At 72.6% G+C, this 15,759-nt stretch carries 16 protein-coding genes; 6 read left to right on the top strand and 10 right to left on the bottom strand.

All coding sequences use genetic code 11. The annotated features are described in order from the left end of the window. Nucleotides 1-36: 36 nt before the first annotated feature. From AC3CHW_RS01840 to AC3CHW_RS01820, 5 genes are all read right to left on the bottom strand, one after another. A complete protein-coding gene (locus AC3CHW_RS01840; protein ID WP_488469314.1) occupies nt 37-855 on the bottom strand; it encodes an SAM-dependent methyltransferase in 819 nt (272 codons plus the stop codon). A gap of 150 nt (nt 856-1,005) precedes the next feature. Further along, entirely contained in the window at nt 1,006-1,422 is a 417-nt protein-coding gene (locus AC3CHW_RS01835; RefSeq protein WP_488469313.1) for an RNA polymerase sigma factor sigma-70 region 4 domain-containing protein, read from the bottom strand. Beyond that, nucleotides 1,419-2,084, bottom strand: a complete 666-nt coding sequence (locus AC3CHW_RS01830; RefSeq protein ID WP_488469312.1) for a hypothetical protein — start codon at nt 2,082-2,084, stop codon at nt 1,419-1,421. Before AC3CHW_RS01830 ends, AC3CHW_RS01835 begins: the two co-directional genes overlap by 4 nt. Nucleotides 2,085-2,848: 764 nt before the next feature. After that, on the bottom strand, nt 2,849-3,637 hold the full coding sequence (locus AC3CHW_RS01825) for an SDR family NAD(P)-dependent oxidoreductase (protein WP_488469311.1): 789 nt from the start codon (nt 3,635-3,637) through the stop codon (nt 2,849-2,851). Further along, entirely contained in the window at nt 3,634-4,311 is a 678-nt protein-coding gene (locus AC3CHW_RS01820) for a GntR family transcriptional regulator (RefSeq protein ID WP_488469310.1), read from the bottom strand. Before AC3CHW_RS01820 ends, AC3CHW_RS01825 begins: the two co-directional genes overlap by 4 nt. Nucleotides 4,312-4,653: 342 nt before the next feature. Here AC3CHW_RS01820 and AC3CHW_RS01815 point away from each other — a divergent pair, with 342 nt between their 5' ends. The 4 genes from AC3CHW_RS01815 to AC3CHW_RS01800 all read left to right on the top strand — a co-directional run bounded on the left by AC3CHW_RS01815 (nt 4,654) and on the right by AC3CHW_RS01800 (nt 8,816). Then, a complete protein-coding gene (locus AC3CHW_RS01815; protein ID WP_488469309.1) occupies nt 4,654-5,793 on the top strand; it encodes a mandelate racemase/muconate lactonizing enzyme family protein in 1,140 nt (379 codons plus the stop codon). 412 nt (nt 5,794-6,205) lie between these two features. After that, a complete protein-coding gene (locus AC3CHW_RS01810) occupies nt 6,206-7,375 on the top strand; it encodes a YncE family protein (RefSeq protein WP_488469308.1) in 1,170 nt (389 codons plus the stop codon). Nucleotides 7,376-7,542: 167 nt separating this feature from the next. Beyond that, on the top strand, nt 7,543-8,130 hold the full coding sequence (locus tag AC3CHW_RS01805; RefSeq protein ID WP_398610678.1) for a sigma-70 family RNA polymerase sigma factor: 588 nt from the start codon (nt 7,543-7,545) through the stop codon (nt 8,128-8,130). After that, a complete protein-coding gene (locus tag AC3CHW_RS01800) occupies nt 8,127-8,816 on the top strand; it encodes a hypothetical protein (protein ID WP_488469307.1) in 690 nt (229 codons plus the stop codon). Before AC3CHW_RS01805 ends, AC3CHW_RS01800 begins: the two co-directional genes overlap by 4 nt. Nucleotides 8,817-8,968: 152 nt before the next feature. On the opposite strand, the gene AC3CHW_RS01795 is transcribed toward AC3CHW_RS01800, so the two are convergent. From AC3CHW_RS01795 to AC3CHW_RS01780, 4 genes are all read right to left on the bottom strand, one after another. Then, nucleotides 8,969-9,478 (bottom strand): DinB family protein, encoded by a 510-nt coding sequence (locus AC3CHW_RS01795; protein ID WP_488469306.1) that lies wholly within the window; start codon nt 9,476-9,478, stop codon nt 8,969-8,971. A 545-nt stretch (nt 9,479-10,023) separates the two neighbouring features. Next, a complete protein-coding gene (locus AC3CHW_RS01790) occupies nt 10,024-10,845 on the bottom strand; it encodes a class I SAM-dependent methyltransferase (RefSeq protein ID WP_488469305.1) in 822 nt (273 codons plus the stop codon). 197 nt (nt 10,846-11,042) lie between these two features. Next, the gene (locus AC3CHW_RS01785) at nt 11,043-11,309 is read right to left on the bottom strand and encodes a hypothetical protein (protein WP_488469304.1); all 267 of its coding nucleotides are present in this window, start codon (nt 11,307-11,309) and stop codon (nt 11,043-11,045) included. 3 nt (nt 11,310-11,312) lie between these two features. Then, nucleotides 11,313-11,438: a hypothetical protein gene (locus tag AC3CHW_RS01780; RefSeq protein WP_488469303.1), complete on the bottom strand. Its 126-nt coding sequence runs from the start codon at nt 11,436-11,438 to the stop codon at nt 11,313-11,315. Between the two features lie 1,007 nt (nt 11,439-12,445). Here AC3CHW_RS01780 and AC3CHW_RS01775 point away from each other — a divergent pair. Together AC3CHW_RS01775 and AC3CHW_RS01770 are read left to right on the top strand one after the other, a co-directional pair. Further along, nucleotides 12,446-12,817, top strand: coding sequence for an effector-associated constant component EACC1 (locus tag AC3CHW_RS01775; RefSeq protein ID WP_381166389.1), 372 nt, complete (start codon nt 12,446-12,448; stop codon nt 12,815-12,817). Next, nucleotides 12,814-14,799 carry a caspase, EACC1-associated type gene (locus tag AC3CHW_RS01770; RefSeq protein ID WP_488469302.1) on the top strand — a complete coding sequence of 662 codons (1,986 nt, stop codon included), beginning with the start codon at nt 12,814-12,816 and terminating at the stop codon, nt 14,797-14,799. Before AC3CHW_RS01775 ends, AC3CHW_RS01770 begins: the two co-directional genes overlap by 4 nt. A 167-nt stretch (nt 14,800-14,966) precedes the next feature. On the opposite strand, the gene AC3CHW_RS01765 is transcribed toward AC3CHW_RS01770, so the two are convergent. Continuing rightward, nucleotides 14,967-15,548 (bottom strand): YbhB/YbcL family Raf kinase inhibitor-like protein, encoded by a 582-nt coding sequence (locus tag AC3CHW_RS01765; protein WP_488469301.1) that lies wholly within the window; start codon nt 15,546-15,548, stop codon nt 14,967-14,969. Nucleotides 15,549-15,759: the final 211 nt, after the last annotated feature.

The raw sequence follows: 15,759 nt of genomic DNA, 5'->3' as shown, positions 1-15,759 counted from the left end.
GTTCCTCCGCGGGTCGGGGACCGTGCGCCAGGAGGGTCAGCGCACGATGCCGACGCCGCCCCACTCCTCCCAGTCCTGCGTGCGCTGGCGGGGCACGACGTCGGACACCGCGCGCCACCCGGTGACGTTCATCAGGCCGGGCTCCACGATCTCCAAGCCGAGGTGCTCGAAGTAGGAGACGACCTCCTCCTTGGTGCGTACCCGACCCCAGGTGTCGTGGGTGGCCTCCCTCATCAGGTCGGTGACCCGGTCGCGGACGTCGGCGCGGTCGCTCACCAACTGGCAGATGACGAAGAGGGAACCCGGCACCAGTCGCTGCTTGACCTGGTCGAGCAGGGGCAGCACCTCGTGGTCCTTGATGCAGTGCAGCACCGACACGAACAGGGCCGCCGTCGGCTCGTCGGGCCGGATCAGCCGCTTGACGTCGGGGTGGGCGAAGGTGGACTCGACGTCCCGCATGTCGGCGCTGAGGACGGCCGTCCGGTCGTTGCGGTCGAGCTTGGACCTGCCGTGCGCGAGCACGATGGGGTCGCTGTCGATGTAGACGACCCGGCAGCTCGGGTCGACGCGCTGGGCGACCTCGTGGACGTTGTCCATGGTGGGCAGCCCGGACCCGTGGTCGATGAACTGCCGCATGCCGTGCTCCTCGGCGAGGTACCTCACCACGCGCCGGAGGAAGTCCCGGTTGTTGAGCGCCAGCGCCTGTGAGTCGGGAACGATCTCCAACAGGTCCGCGCAGGCCACCCGGTCAGCCTCGTAGTGGTCGATGCCGCCGAGCAACCAGTCGTACATCCGCGCCACGCTGGGGGTGGCCGTGTCGATGGTGCGGAAATCGGCTTTCGCCCCGTCGCGCATACGTCCTCCGATAGCCAGTCGGCAGTGTCGCCGCGCCGCAAGTGGCCATGATACAAGCCGAGTTGGAGTCCCGCCGGAGATCACGGGGGAGCGAGGGGAGGTGCGGGGGGAAACCGGCGCGAAGCGGGGGCTATTCCGTGCGCCCGGCGCTCAGCGGACGCGCCCGGCGGATTCCCGGTCGGCTCGGGCCAGGAGCACCCGGACGCAGGCGACGGAGACCCCCATGACACTGGCTATGTCCTCCACCGGCATGCCCGCGTGCCGGTGGAGGAGGGCCGCGTCCTCGCACGCCCCCGCGAGCCATGGCTGGGACGCGGCCTCGTGGCCCGGGTAGCGGGTGACCGCGTGGCGCAGGTGGCGCCACGCGGCCTGTGGGGCGGAGGCGCTGCTCAGGGCCTGGGGCCAACAGCGGCGAATGTCGGCGAACGCCGCGTCCACCGCCGCCTGGGCCAGGGCCGGTGCGTCGAGGCGGGCCCGCGCGTAACGCAGGTAGGCGCGCGAGACCAGTTCCCGAAAGGCGAGGAAGTCCAGCGGGTCCCGCGCCGCGCGGGTCGGCCGCGCGGTCACGGCCTGGTCCAGGGGGTGGGACGCGTCCGGCGGGCCGGCAGCCCGGCGGCGGGGAAGGCGTCCCGCGTGTTGAGGAACTGGTAGTGCACCCGCTCCCAGGCCGGCCGGACCAGGCCCGGGTGGGCGTCCAGGGCGCGCGCCAGCGAGGCGGTCGCCTCCCAGGCGGGCGCCCAACTTCCGGCCAGGGCGGCGCGTATGGCGTGGGCCGGCAGGCCGGTGGCGTCCGCCAGCGCGCCTGCCGTGGGTTCCCCGGCGGACCGGTGCAGGGTGGCGAGTACCCTGCCCAGGTTCTCGACGGCGTCCTCGACGGCCAAGCTCCCGGACTCGGCCGCCGGCCTGCCGGGCCTGCCGTCGTGCGCGGTGGTTAACCGGGCCGCCTCGATGACGAGCCTGCCCGCGATCGACACCAGGCGTTCCGACCCGGCGTCCGCCTCCGCCGCGTCGGCGAGTTCCGCCACGAGCAACCGGAGCCGCTCCATCACGCTGGGCGGCGCGTCCAGATCGTGCAGCAGGGCGCGCTGCTTCGCACGGCGCCGCTGGCTCCGTCGCTGACAGGTGGTGCCGCAGTACGAGGAGGGGCGCCCGGGGCCGGTGTGCTGTGTGAACTCCGCGCCGCAGTAGGCACAACGGGGCGCCGAGGGCGACGGGGTGGACGGGGACACGCCGGGGGCTCCTTCGTCGTCGCGATGTCGTCAGGTGAGGGCTGGGATGGAGACGGAAGTGGGCGGCGGGGGAATTGAGTGGGACGGAACGGGCGCGCGTGGCGAACGCCGTGTTCCCAGGGGTTTTCCGCATCGGTCCGCGAGTCGAACGGTTGGTGACCCTAGCGCTCGGCATCACGCCCGGGGCGCCACCGCATCCCAGGCCCCGGCCTCGCGTCATGCAAGCGAACTCGCCCGTTCCGGCATGGCGTCCGATGTCAACGCGGCGCCTCGCGGGGAGCGGTGTCGCGCGGTTGACCACATGACAGAATGCGATCGTCTCGGTGCCCGCAATGACTCAGGAGAGATTGCGAACGACCGATTTGCAGAACGTCCCCGGAACTTTTGCCGTATGAAAGCCCGTCTGCCGGACGACGTCGACCTCATGTCGGACGGACAGATCATCCAAACGGGTGAATTCGGCGGCCAGAGCGGCCGATATCGGCGCGGCTCGAAGGAGCGCCGGAGGCCGCGAACGCCGTCCCGATCCGCCGTCCACGGCCACCACCGGACGAGCGGAGCCCCGGCACGTACCGCCCTTCGGCTGGCTCACCCCGCTCCGTACCCCGGGCGCGCCGACAGGGATCGACCAACGGCGCGGGCGGGGACGGTCCCCTCGCCTCGGCCCGCGGGAGATCCGTCAACGACCCGCTGCCGCGCCGCGTTCCTCGGCCTGGCGAACCTCGCGCTCGCCCACCCGGTGCCTCCGGGCCGGCCTGTGACCGTCAGAAGTCGTTGGCGCTCTTGGCCGTGAGGCCGCCGTCGCACACCAGGTGGCTGCCCGTGACGTACGAGGCGTCGTCGGAGAGCAGCCAGGTGGCGGCGCGGGCGATCTCGGCGGGGTCGGCCATCCGTCCGAGCGGGATCTGGCGCGCCGCGGCGTCGCTCAGGCGCGCGCGTTCGGCCGCCAACTCGGCGCCGTCGAGGCCGAAGTAGAGCATGGGCGTGTCGGTGGCGCCGGGGACGACGGCGTTGACGCGGATGCCGTGCGGGGCCAGGTCGATGGCGGCGGCCCGTACGAACGCGGAGACCCCGCCCTTGGACGCTCCGTACGCGCTGTTCGAGCCGCCCGCGAAGCCGACGAAGGCGGCCGGGGACGACATGCACACCAGCGAGCCCGGCCGTCCGGCGTCCCGGAGGATCTGGGCGGCCGCGCGTACGGTCAGGAAGGTGCCGGTGAGGTTCACGTCGAGCACGCGGCGCCAGGTGTCCAGGGACATCCGGGGCAGGGGCTCGTTGATCTCGATGCCGGCGCTCGCGATCACCCCGTCCACCGGGCCCAGCGCGGTGCCCGCCGCGTCGAACGCGTCGGCCAGGCTCCGTTCGTCGGTGACGTCCGACGCGGCCGACCAGGTCTCGGGGGCGCCGACGCGCCTGGCCTCGGCCGCCGCCCGCGCGGCGCGCCCGCCGTCCTGGTCGAGGACGCCGACGGTCCAGCCCCGACGGGCCGCCTCAAGGGCGGTGGCGCGACCGATGCCGCTGCCGCCGCCGGTGATCAGGATCGTCCTGGTCATTCCGCGGGGTCCTTGGTGGCTCCGAGGTGGGTGTTGATGTGCGCGGTGACGGCGCGGTCCAGTGCCTGTTCGTCGCCCGCGCGCAGGGCGTCGACGAGTTCGCGGTGTTGCTCGGCGACCACGGTGGCGTCCGCGTAGTGGCTCGCGTCGCGCCGGAAGTAGGAGCGCACGCGCGGCTGGATCGAGCGCCAGATCTGGAGGCAGTGCTGCTGCCCGGACAGGGTCACGACCGCCTCGTGGAAGCGGATGTCCTCGTCGGCGAGCGACGCGGCGTCCGCCGCCTCGGCCGCCGCCGCCATGTTGCGGACGAGCGACTCGAGGTGGGCGTAGTCGGCGTCGGTCAGCCGGGGCATCGCCTTGCGGAAGGCGAACTTCTCCAGGGAGACGCGGACCGGTACGAGGACGTTCTCGGTCTCCTCCTGGGAGACGCCCAGCACCTCCGTGCCGCGGTACGGGTAGGAGATCACCAGCCCCTCCTGCTCCAACTGGCGCAGCGCCTCGCGGACCGGCGCCCTGCTGGTGCCCAACTGCGCGGCGACCCCCGCCTCGGTGAGCTTCTGGCCCGCGGGGAGCTGGCCCACGGTGATCGCCTCGCGCAGCACGTCGGCGACGGTTTCGCGGCGGGAGGCGAGGGACGCGGAGGAGAGCGCGGGCAGCGCGGAGAGACCGGACATGGCCGGAGCGTAACAGGGGTCGTATTTTGTCGACAATCGAGCGCCCTTTTTCGGGGTCGGTGAGGGGTCGGGGCCGCTGGGTGAGGCGGTGGGGAGGTGCTTCTGGCGATCGGCGGGGTCGTGGAGTCGTTTGCTTTGTGGGCTCGTGGGCTCGTGGGCTCGTCGGCGGGGATGGTCTCGCGCAGCCCGGGTGTAGCCGGTCCCGCCAATGACGGGCGTCTCGGCAGACTGTAACCTAATGGTCGATTGTCGACAATCTCCTGCCGGGTCGGGTACGGTCCCGAAATCGGCCCCCGCCTCGTTGGCGTCCGGGGCGGCGAGCACCCACCACGAGAGGCACTCATGAGAATCACCAGGGTCGAGACATGCGGTCTGCGCGGGGCGACCCCCGAGGGCGGTTGGTCCAACGAACTGCGCCCGGACGACGTCGTGCACACGCTCGTCGCCGTGCACACCGACGCGGGCATCACCGGCGTCGGAAGCGCCTTCACCACCGAGGACCTCGTGCGGGGCGCCCTCGACCTGTTGCTTCCGCACCTCGTCGGCCAGCACCCGATCGAGGTCGAGCGCATCACCGAAACGCTGCACCAGACCGCGTTCTGGATGGGTCGGGGCGGCTCGCTCACGCACGCGACGAGCGCGATCGACATCGCGCTGTGGGACATCGCCGGCCAGGCGCTCGGCCAGCCGGTCGGCCGGCTGCTCGGCGGACGCCACCGCACCCGGGTGCGCCCCTACGCCTCGGTGCTGATGGACGAGGCCGGGCCGATGACGGACACCCTCACCGCCCTTGTCGAGCAGGGGTTCACCGCCTTCAAGATCGGCTGGTGGAGGTTCGGCCGGGTGGACGCCGCCACCGACGAGCGCACCGTCGCCGCCGCCCGCGCCGCGGTCGGCGACCGCCTCCTCGCGGTCGACGCCGGCGGCTCCGAGGCTTTCTTCCCCGGCGGCCTGGCCTGGGCGAAGCGCACCGCGCGGATGCTCGCCGACCACGACGTCGCCTGGTTCGAGGAGCCTCTCGCGCCGGACGACCTCGACGGCTTCGCCGAGCTGCGGGCCGGTTCGCCCGTGCCGATCAGCGGCGGCGAGGTCCTCACCCGCAGGCAGGGCTTCGCCCCCTACCTGCGGCGGCGCGCCTTCGACATCGTCCAGCCCGACACCACGAAGGGGGGCGGGTTGAGCGAGTCACGCCGGATCGGCTGGCAGGCCCAGGACCTCGGTATCCGACTGATCCCGCACGGCTGGAACACGGCCATCGGCCTCGCCGCTGATCTGCACCTCTCCGCCGCGCTCGCGTCCACGGACCTCGTCGAGTACAAGACCGGGTCGGCTTACGTGGACGATCTCGTCGCGGGCGGTTGGCGACTCGACGCCGACGGCTACCTCGACATCCCCGCCGGCCCCGGCCTCGGCGTGACCCTCGACCCCGAGGCGGTCGCGACGTACGGCACGCGGCCCGCGTTCGCCGACCCAACGGCGTGAGCCCGCCGGCCACACCCACCCGGCGGGCCACGCGGCCCGCCCCGTACTCCCTCGGCTGACCGGCACCGCCCCGCACTGCGGACACGCTGGGACGGAAATATCCGCTCCCCTTCAACACCGCGCGGCGGCGCCGCGTATCCCCTGGTGAACGCGGCCGACGAGCCGACAGACAGCGCGAACGTGCGGACGCGGCACGGCACTTCGCCGCGCGAACGATCAACTCAGCAGCGCTCCGAACCCACCGGGCGAGCGCCACCGTGGCCATCGCGCACGCCCGGTGGGCCGCCCGGCCCGGAACTGGAGGGCGGCGGATGCCTGACGAGTGAGACCGCGACCGACACAGGTGCCGCCATCGTGCACAGCCACGCGTGCCCACCCCACGTGGACACCGCGAACAAGGGAGACAGCCCGCATGGAGACAGCCCGCCCGAAGACAGTCCGTACGAGGAACACCAGGACCACCCTGCGCCGCACGCTGCTCGCCACCACCGCTCTCGCCGCCCTGGCGGTGCCGGTCACGCTGACCCCGGCGAGCGCGGACGGGGCGGGGGCGAGGCCCGGCGCCGTACCGGAATTCGGTGCGTACGACGGTCTCGTCGACGGGAAGCGGATGCCGTTCGACGGCACGATCAACAACAACACCATGGCGATCAGCCCCGACGAGAGGACCGCCGTGGTCACGGCCTCCGGCTTCGACCACGTGCGCGTCGTCGACCTGGCGGACGGGCACACGATCAAGCGGATCAACGGCTACGTCACCCCGCGCAACGTCCTGTTCGCCCCGGACGGCGGGAGCTTCACCGTCTCGGACAGCACGCTCGGCGTCGTGGACCGGATCGCCGTGGGCACCTTCCGGGTGACGCACCGCCTGCCGCTCGGCGCCGGCGTGTTCGGCACCGCGCAGTCCAGGGACGGCAGGCGGCTGTTCGCCAACAACCAGGCCGCGGGCACCGTCACCGAGGTCGACCAGACCACCCGCAGGGCGGTCTCGAACGGCGTCATCGGCGGGTTCGACCACCCGCGCCAGGGCGTGAAGCTGGCGCCGGCCGAGGACAGGCTGTTCGTCACCAACTACGGCGACGGCAGGACGGGCAGGATCTCGATCGTGGACGTCACGACCACCACGGACCGGCCCAAGCCGGTCGACATCACCGGTTTCGTGGGCGTGCGCGGGCTGTCCGTCAGTAAGGACGGCAAGCGGCTGTACGCGGCCAACAGCGCCGACGACTCGATCTCCTTCGTCACCCTCGGCCAGCACATCGAGCACGTGAAGCACCCGGTGGGGGAGGGGAAGACGCCCTACGGCGCCGTGCTCTCACCCGACGAGTCGGTCCTGTTCGTGGGAAACCTCCGGGACAGTACGGTGACTGCCATGGACCCGAAGACCGGCAGGGGGACGGACCTCAAGGACGAGCGGCGCCTGTTGAAGGGGCCCCGCCAGGCGATCACCTTCAGCTCCGACTCCCGGACCGCGTGGGTGCTCAACGAGGACCTGACCATCGCCGTCGTGGACGTGGCCAGCCGCACGGTGACCCACACCCTCGGCACGCCGCACGAGCCGCCCCCGTCTCCCCGCCGATGACCACCGGCCGGGGCCGGCCGCCCGGCGCCCGAACCCGTCCCCGGTCCGGTCAACACACCCGCCGCCCGCCGCGTATCCCCTTGGTGGACACGGAGTCTCCGGGAGGGCGGGCACGATGACGCCAGGGCGCGGACCGGGTGCGGGTGTGCAGGGGGATGGCAGTGTCGGTGAGCGGTAGCCCCGCACGGTGGCTGCGCGAGCGCTTCGCGTCACGCGACGCGCAGCCCGCCGGCCTGCGGACCGAGACCGAGGTGCGGGCCGCCTACGACCGCTACGGCGGCGAACTCCTCGGCTTCGCCTTCAGGGCGCTGGGCGACCGGCAACTCGCCGAGGACGTCGTACAGGAGACCTTCGTCCGGGCCTGGCGCTCCCCCCGGGGCTTCGACCCGGGCCAGGGCTCCCTGCGCACCTGGCTCTTCGCCATCGCCAGAAACGGAGTGGTGGACGCCATGCGACGGCGCCACACGCGGGAGGGCGCCGGGCACTCCTCGTGGGACGCCGTACCCGAATCCGAACGACCATCGGAGGCCGACGCCGTCGATCAGCTACTGGAACGTATCCAACTCGGTGAGGCGTTGCGGCGACTGAGCCCAGAACACCGGGAGGCGGTGGTCGAGGTGTACTTCGGCGGTCGTACCTGCGCCGAGTTGGGTGCGGAGCTGGGCGTACCGGCGTCCACCATGCGCAGCCGGCTGTACTACGGCGTACGCGCGCTCAGGCTCATCCTGGAGGAGAACGGGTGGCTGGCACCATGAACGAACCATGCCTGCCCTTCCGCCACGCGCTGACCGAGCACCTGCTCCTCGGCACACCCCTGCCGACGGACCTGGCCCGACACCTCGACCGGTGCCCGGAGTGCGCCCGTGAGCAGGCCGAAACCGACGACGTGGTCCGGACGCTGCGCCGGGCGGACCCGCGCGCGGGCTGGTCGGACGACCGGGCCCGCGCGCGGCAGGATCGGCCCGCGCGTGAACTCGGCGACCGCGTCAGCCAAGCCGTGGCGGACACCGCGCCCGCCCGGCCCGCGCGCCGCCGGCGCGTCGCGCTGGGCGTGGCCACCGCCCTGATCGCGGCGGCCGGAGCCCTCGTCCCGCTGATCGGCTTCGGGGACGAGGACCCGCCACCCACGGCGTCCGTGGCGCTGGTACGCGAGGGCAGGATGGTCAGCCACCCGTGGGGCACCGAGGTACCCGTGGCCCTGTCCGGGCTGAAGTCGGGTGAGAGCTACCGGCTGATGGCCGTCAACGCCGACGGGGCGCGCGCCTCCGGCGGCAGCGTCAACGCCACCTCGGGCGCGCGCGTGTCCACCCGCATGACGACGGCTCTGCGCAAGGAGACCATCACCGCCCTGGTCGTGGAGGACGAGGAGGGGCGCGTCGTGGCGCACGTCCCGGTGGTGCCGTACCCGACACCGTCCTCGGCCCCGTCCTCCCCGGCTTGAGGCCGGGGCCGGCCGCGTCGCGCGGGGCGTCAGCCCGCCGGCCACGGGCGGCGCGGCGCCGACCGGCACGGGAGGGCGACCACCCGGCGGCTGCGGCTGCGACTGTGGCTGCCGCGACGGGGCGTGACGGATCGGCCCGGGCCCGGCGGCTGCTAACGGGGTTGACGGCCATCGGCGTCACGACTGTCGACGGTCTGCTCCCGCAGGATGTCGTTGTGGCCGGCATGGCGAGCGAACTCCTGGATCATGAGCAGGTAGATCCAGCGCAGGCTCACGGTGCCGCAGGACGGGTGGTGTCGGGTGGCGTCCAGGTCGATGTCCGCGGCGATGGCCCGCGCGCGGTCGCTGGCGCGCTCGAACTCGGCGATGACGTCGGCGAGGGTTTCGCCGTCGCCGGCCACGAAGCTCTCCTCACCCACCATCGCCCCGTCGCACGCGGCTTCCGGCAGGCCACCGAGAATGTGTTGGAACCACTTCCGCTCCGCGAACGCGGCGTGCTTGATCAGTCCGATCGGCGTGGTCAGGGACGAGACGCGGCGCTGGCGCGCCTCCGCCTCGGAGAGGCCGCGGACCGTGTCGATCAGTTCGGCCCGTGTGTGGTCGAGGATGTACGCGAGCATCTGACGCTCGGGGCAGTCGGTGAGGCGGGTGGGCACGTTCATGCCGGGTGTTTCCCTTCGTGGTGGGTGTGCGCGTGTTGGTGGGACGCGCTCGATGGGGGCCTGTCGATGTGTCCGGCGATCGGCCCCGGTGCGACGATGACGCCGTGACCCACGGGCCAACTCGGCGGCGGCGACGCCGGCTTGCCTGTCAACGGGTGAGGCAGTGGGGCGGTTCGCTCGGCTCGTCGTCGAGGACGCACCGAGCCCGGATCGGACAGGCTGGGGCCGGAACGGACCGGGTCGGACCGGTACGGACGGGACCGGTAGGGGCCGGATGCCGACCGGGTTTCCTGGCCGAGAGTGGTGCCGTCGGCGACCATCATCCGGGTCACCGAGGCGGCGAGACCGGCAACCCCGCTGACTGCGCGTCCCGGGGTGCCGCAGAGGTCACGCTCGGCGCGACCCTACCCCACCAACGTGCTGACCGCAGCAGTGACGAAGGCCCCCACACGCACCCGCGCACCTGCCCACCCGCCCCCACCCACCCCCACGCACGCGGTCGCAGCGCGCCGCCACCGACGGACGAAGGGCGGCGCACGGCCGCCTCACGGAGCGGGGGCGTCCGGGTCGGGGATGGCGGTGTGGGGCGTGGTCGGGCCTGCCGTGCAGTCCAGGATCAGCAGGTGTGGGCGGGCGAGGTAGTCGCGCCAGTACGTGTCACCGAACCGCTGTCGCCCCTCGTCGGAGACGCGTGGCCGGACCCGTTCGACCGTGTCGAACCCGGCGCGACGCAGGGCCCGTTCGATGGTCGGCGCCGACCACCGGCGTACGTCGAGCGGGATGACGGTGTCCGCCCACCGGAGCGTCAGCCGGATCGGCGCCCCGTCGGCCGCCGCGCTGTCGGCGTCCGCGAGCGCGGAGACCTCGAACCCGTACGCGTCGTAGTACCCGGGCTCCGCGGAGATGTCCGGATCGAGCGTGGCGGCGACGAGGCGTCCGCCGGAGGGGCCGAGCGCCCGGCGTGCCGTGCGGCACATGGTGGTCAACTCCTCCTCCGTGGCCGCGTACGGCAGCGCGTACACGCTGACGACCAGCTCGAAGGCGCCGTCGAGCGCGCTGTCGACCGGGTCGTCCGCCCTGGTGGCGTCCCGCCGGAGGTAGCGCACGCCGAGTCCGTCCGCGCGCTCGCGGCGGCGGGCGATCTCCAGCATGCCCTCGGACACGTCGGTGCCGGTGACGTCCACGGCCCCGCGCTCGCGCAGCAGCCGGGTGTACACGCCAGCGCCGCAGCCCAGGTCGAGGGCCCGGGTGCCGTGTACGTCGCCGAGCGTCTCCAGCAGGGTGTGTCGTTCGACGTACGCGCGCACCGGATGCTCGGGCGCCATGCGCGCGTAGTCGGCGGCCAGACCGTCGAACTGGCTGGTCATGCGCGCTCCCTCCGGTCTTGGGCGCGGTCGTGGCGGTGCGTCCTGGACTCGTGTGCCCTCGCGGACAAGGGCATTGTGGCGCCTCGCGCCCGGGTGCGGAACCCGTCGGGCGCGGTGGTCGGCCGGGTTCGGCCGTCGGGGTTTGGTGCGTTCGAGGAGTGCCGGGACGTGGACCCGGCCGGGGGCCCGGCGACGGGTCAACGCCCGTCGCACAGGGCGGCGTCCACCGCGCCCTGGAGGTGGGCGAGCCTGGCGCCCTGGGCCGCCACGGTGGTGGTGTAGACGGTGACGGTGCCGCGGCCGTCGGTGGCGCGACCGCCGCCCACCGAGACGCCGGGAAGATCGCCGCCGTGCCCCCGGTACGTGCCGCCGCAGGAGAGCGGGATGCTCGCCACGCCGTACCCGTACCGGCTGCCCTCCGGGTACACGTCGCACCCGCCGACGTCTGTCGTGTCCTGCGTCATCTGTCACAGCGCCCAGCGCGGCAGCAGCTTGCCGCCGAACAGGCCGTCCCAGAACGCGTTCAGGTCCTTCGGCGTCGTCACCAGGTCGCCGGACGCGCCGAAGAACTCGTACGCCGGCAGCTCCGTCACGTCCGTCAGGCCCTGCTCCGGGTGGAGCGGGTGGACGCCGTGGTTGCGGGCATCCGGGCCGTGCGGGGTGAATTCGCCCGGGCCGGGCCCGCACGTGGAATCCAGGGGCCGATGCGCGAGCGGGTCGCGGCACCCCGGCCCGCACGGCGCGACCTGGCACTTCTCTCGCGCGGGCGGCCCCTGCCGCCATCACCCGTCCACCCGTGGGGAGTTCGCGGTCGGGAGGTGAGGCACCCCGGGTGAATTCACAAGCGCGCAATCTCGTAGGCTCGACAGAGCACGAGGGAGCCCGAGTGCAGCCATCCGGCGACCAACCTGCGGCTGTGGGGCTCCCTCGCGCGGAACCACCGTCGAATCGTGTGTTCACGAAAGGGGCTCCACGTGCAGTCTATGAGGCAGCGTCCAGCAGTTCGATGGCGGCGCTACGGCCGACTCGTCGCCACCAACTTCCTGCGCGGCGCGTCGTACGCGTGCGGTACCGCCGTCATCGGCCTCGCGACGTGGTGGGCGCGGGTCCGGTAGGCGAGCGGCCGGTTGGCGGGCGCGTCGACGGCTTCTCGGGGCTGTCCGAGAGGCCGTTGACCTCCTCGGGTCGGCCGGACCGCGCTCTGGCCGACCCACCCGCGCCGCCTGCCCTGCCCTGTGCCTCCCCGCTCGCCGAGGCTGACCGAGGTCAGGTGGTGGGCAGGGCGATGCTCGCGTACACGGGGTAGTGGTCGGACTGTCCGGCGTCGGGTGTGACCGTGCGGAGGTGATGCGTGCGGTGGCGGATGTGCGCGCGGTTCCTGACAGCTCCGGGGCCTGCCGGCCTCCGGCCGTACCGCCCCGGCCCGGACGCCGCCACACCCCCAAGTGCATACCGGAAAAGACGAGTTGCACCCGCCAGTCGACCTCGTCGCATACTTGTACGGCACCACCCGTCGACCGTGCCGCGAGCACGTGGGGACGGCTCGGTGGGTAGGTGTGGAGTGCGAGCATCGGATGGGCTCACATCACGGGGGCAAGGCATGAACATCCAGCTTCGGGTGCACAACCCGAGCAACGACAACGACCCTCACTCGCTGTACCAGTGGCTCGGCGACGCCGCACCGCGGTTGCGGGCCGACGGCGTTCACCTACGACGACTCGGCGCGGCGCCGAGGCCCGGCGAGATGGGTGGGGCCTTCGACGTCATCCAGTTCGTCTTCGACTCCTCGGTGCAGCTCGGGGCGCTCGCCGTGGCCATCGCCACCTGGCGTGCCGCGCACGCCACCCGTGGCGAGTCCTCTTTGACCGTCGAGCGGGACGGCAGGCGCGTCACGCTCACCGGCGTCGACGTGAGCGACCCGGACGCCGTTCGCCGGGCGTTGGACGAGCTGTTGCGCGAGGACCCGGCATGAGGGGACCGGATGCCGCGGTGGCATCGGGCGCGCAGCCGGCGCGGGACGGGCTCGCCCAGCGCATCGACCCCGCGAGATCGGCCTGCGTCCTCATCGGCGTCAGCACGTACAACGAGCGGGAACTGCCGCGGCTCGCCTCCGTGGCGCGCAACGTCGAGGCCCTGGCACGGGAGTTGCGCGACCCCGACGTGTGGGGCATCCCGCCGGAGCGGATGAAGGTGGTCTCGGACCCGGCGACCGTCGAGGACGTGACCCTGCCCATCCGCAAGGCCGCCGAACTGGCCACCGACACGCTGCTGATCTACTACGCGGGCCACGGCGTCCTGCACGGCAACAGCGAACTCCACCTCACCCACCGGGCCACCCACCGGCACTACAGCGAGACCGCGGTGCGGTACGCGACGCTCCGCGGCATCCTGCTGGAACACCGTGCGACCATCGGGCGCCGCGTCGTGATCCTCGACTGCTGCTACAGCGGCAACGCGGTCGAGGGCCTGTCCTCCCACGAGGTGGACGACCTGGTGGCCATCGAGGGTTCGTACGTCATGACCGCGACGCCGCGCAACGCCCTGGCGATGGCGCCGAGCGGGGAGCCCTACACGGCCTTCACCGGGGAGTTGCTCAACGTCATTCGGCAGGGCGTGCCGGACCGCGCCGAGCAACAACACCTCTCCCTCGACGACGTCTACGCCGCGATCAGGCGGTCGCTGGGCAAGCGCAACATGCCGCTGCCCGGCAAGCAGGACTCCCACGACGTCGGCAAGCTCCCCTTCATCCGCAACCGGCTGAGCCCGGCGGAGCCGGTGCCGCCCCACGTTCCGTACTGGAACAGGGTGCGGCTCGCCGCGGCCGGGGCGGTGCTGGCCGGTGTCGCGGCGGCCGGCGGCCTCACCGGCCACGAACTGGCCGACGACGGCCGACCGGCCCGCGCGCCCGAGGCCAAGCCCGCGCCGGTGCTGACCGGGCCCTGTGGCAAGGGCAGCAAAGCCTCGCTCCTCAGCGTCTCCGACGCGCTGAACGAGCACGACGAGTGGCAGGGCACCAAGGTGGAGGGCCTGTCGGCGCTGGCCCTCACCGGGGGCGCCGAGGCCGGGGCGATCGCGCTGCGCGACGAGGAGCCGGGGCAGTTGTTCCGTCTCCAGCTCGGCTCCCCGGAGTCGCTGCGACCGGAGGTCACGGGAGTGCTCGGGCTCTACCGGGCGGACGGGGGGAAGTTCACCGAGTTCGACGGCGAGGGCCTGGTCATCGAGAAGGGCGGGCGTACCGTGCTGGCCACCGCCGAGCGGGGGCCCGCGCTGCGCCGGTTCGACCTGGCCACCGGGCGGCAGATCGGCAGGGACTTCGCGTTGCCCGACGCGTTCTACCCGCCGCCCCGCGGCGAGGCCCCACGCTCGCGCAGCCTCGAATCCCTGACCGTCACGGAGAGCGGCACGTACCTGTACACCGGCGCCGAGGGGCCGCTGATCCGCGACGCGGACGTGCACGGGCGGCACCAGGTTCGTATCCAGCGCCTCAGGGGCAAGCCGGGCGGCGACTACGTGCCCGACAAGCAGTTCGCCTACCAGACCGAGGAGGGGCACTACCTCAGCGACCTGATCGCCGTGGACGACACGCGGCTGCTGGCGCTTGAGCGCGGCTACCTGCGCGGCCTGGGCAACGGCATCCGCGTCTACGTGGTGGACGTGGCCGACGCCGTGGACGTCGCGGACATCGACGCGTTGGACGAGGGCACGGCCGACGCCCTGCTCCACAAGCGGTCGGAACCGCTGCTCGACCTGCGGAAGTGCCCGGACGGCGGGGTGACGTCGGACGAGCCGCAGAGCAACCCGATCCTGCAGAACGTGGAGGGCATGGCCCTCGGTCCCGAGTGGACGGAAGGGAAGCACAAGGGCGCGCGCCCGCTGTACCTGGTCGCCGACAACAACGGCCGCAAGAGCCAGTCGACCCGGCTCTACTCGCTCGCGGTGGACCTGCGGCGCTGAGGAGCGGCGAGCGCCGCGCGGTGAGCGGCGACCGTCGGTCGCGCCGGAGGGCGGGGTGCCGGTCGCGACAGCAGGGCTCCAGTGATGGTGCGTGAGTCCGGTGCCGGCCCGGGGGCCGTTCCGCCACGGTCGCTGGGGAGGCGGAACGGCACACCGGCGCGGCGGTGCTACGACTCGCCGGTGATCCTGGCCGACCCGATCGTCGCCGCGGCGATCTCCCTGGCGGCGGTCCGGGTCGACGAGTTGGCGTTCAGGTTGGTCAGCGATGCCTGGTCGAGCGCGTGGACGACGAAGTCGTACGTGTTCACCGTCGAGGGTGAGCACGGTCCCTGGTAGCCGTAGAGGCTCGCGCTGCCCCGGTAGTAGACCTGCCTGGCCCCCGCCGGCGTCGAGGGCCGGTACGCGTGGTCGACGTTCTGGGGGAGCGTGGTCGTGCTCGCCGGGATGTCGTAGATGACCCAGTGAATGAGGTGGGAGTTGTCCACATCGCGCATGACGATCGCGTAGCTCTTGGCGGCGCTCGGAGCGCCCGACCAGGTCAGGGGAGGGGACTCGTTCCTCTTGCTCGGGTCGCTTCCCCCGCCACTGGTGCACTCGTGGACCTTGGGGATGACGCCGCCGTCGGCGAACGCGGCGCTGGTCAGGGTGAACGCGCTGCGGGGTGCCGAGGTCGACGAGGCGGTGGCGGGCGAGAGGCCGACAGTCCCGGTGGCGAGCAGAGCACAGAGCGCGATTCTTGCACTTTTCACTGGAGGCTCCCGAGATACCTGTGATCGCTTGGGTGTCCGTGGCGTGAGAGCGGTACGCGCGTGGTGGAGCCAGCGTAGGCATCGCGAGTTCTGACGTCATGTCACTTGTCGGGCCGGTGGCGGTACTTTTCGCCTTCGGCTCCGTCGTCTCGGACGAGGCTGTCAACCCGGCAGCCGGGACGGGGCCGGACCGCCGGCGACGAACGTCGCC

The sequence above is a fragment of the Streptomyces sp. MGP-BFMKR1 genome, from assembly GCF_057766585.1.
Note: the sequence above shows the minus strand (reverse complement) of the source record. Positions and strands in the feature narration are given on the sequence as shown.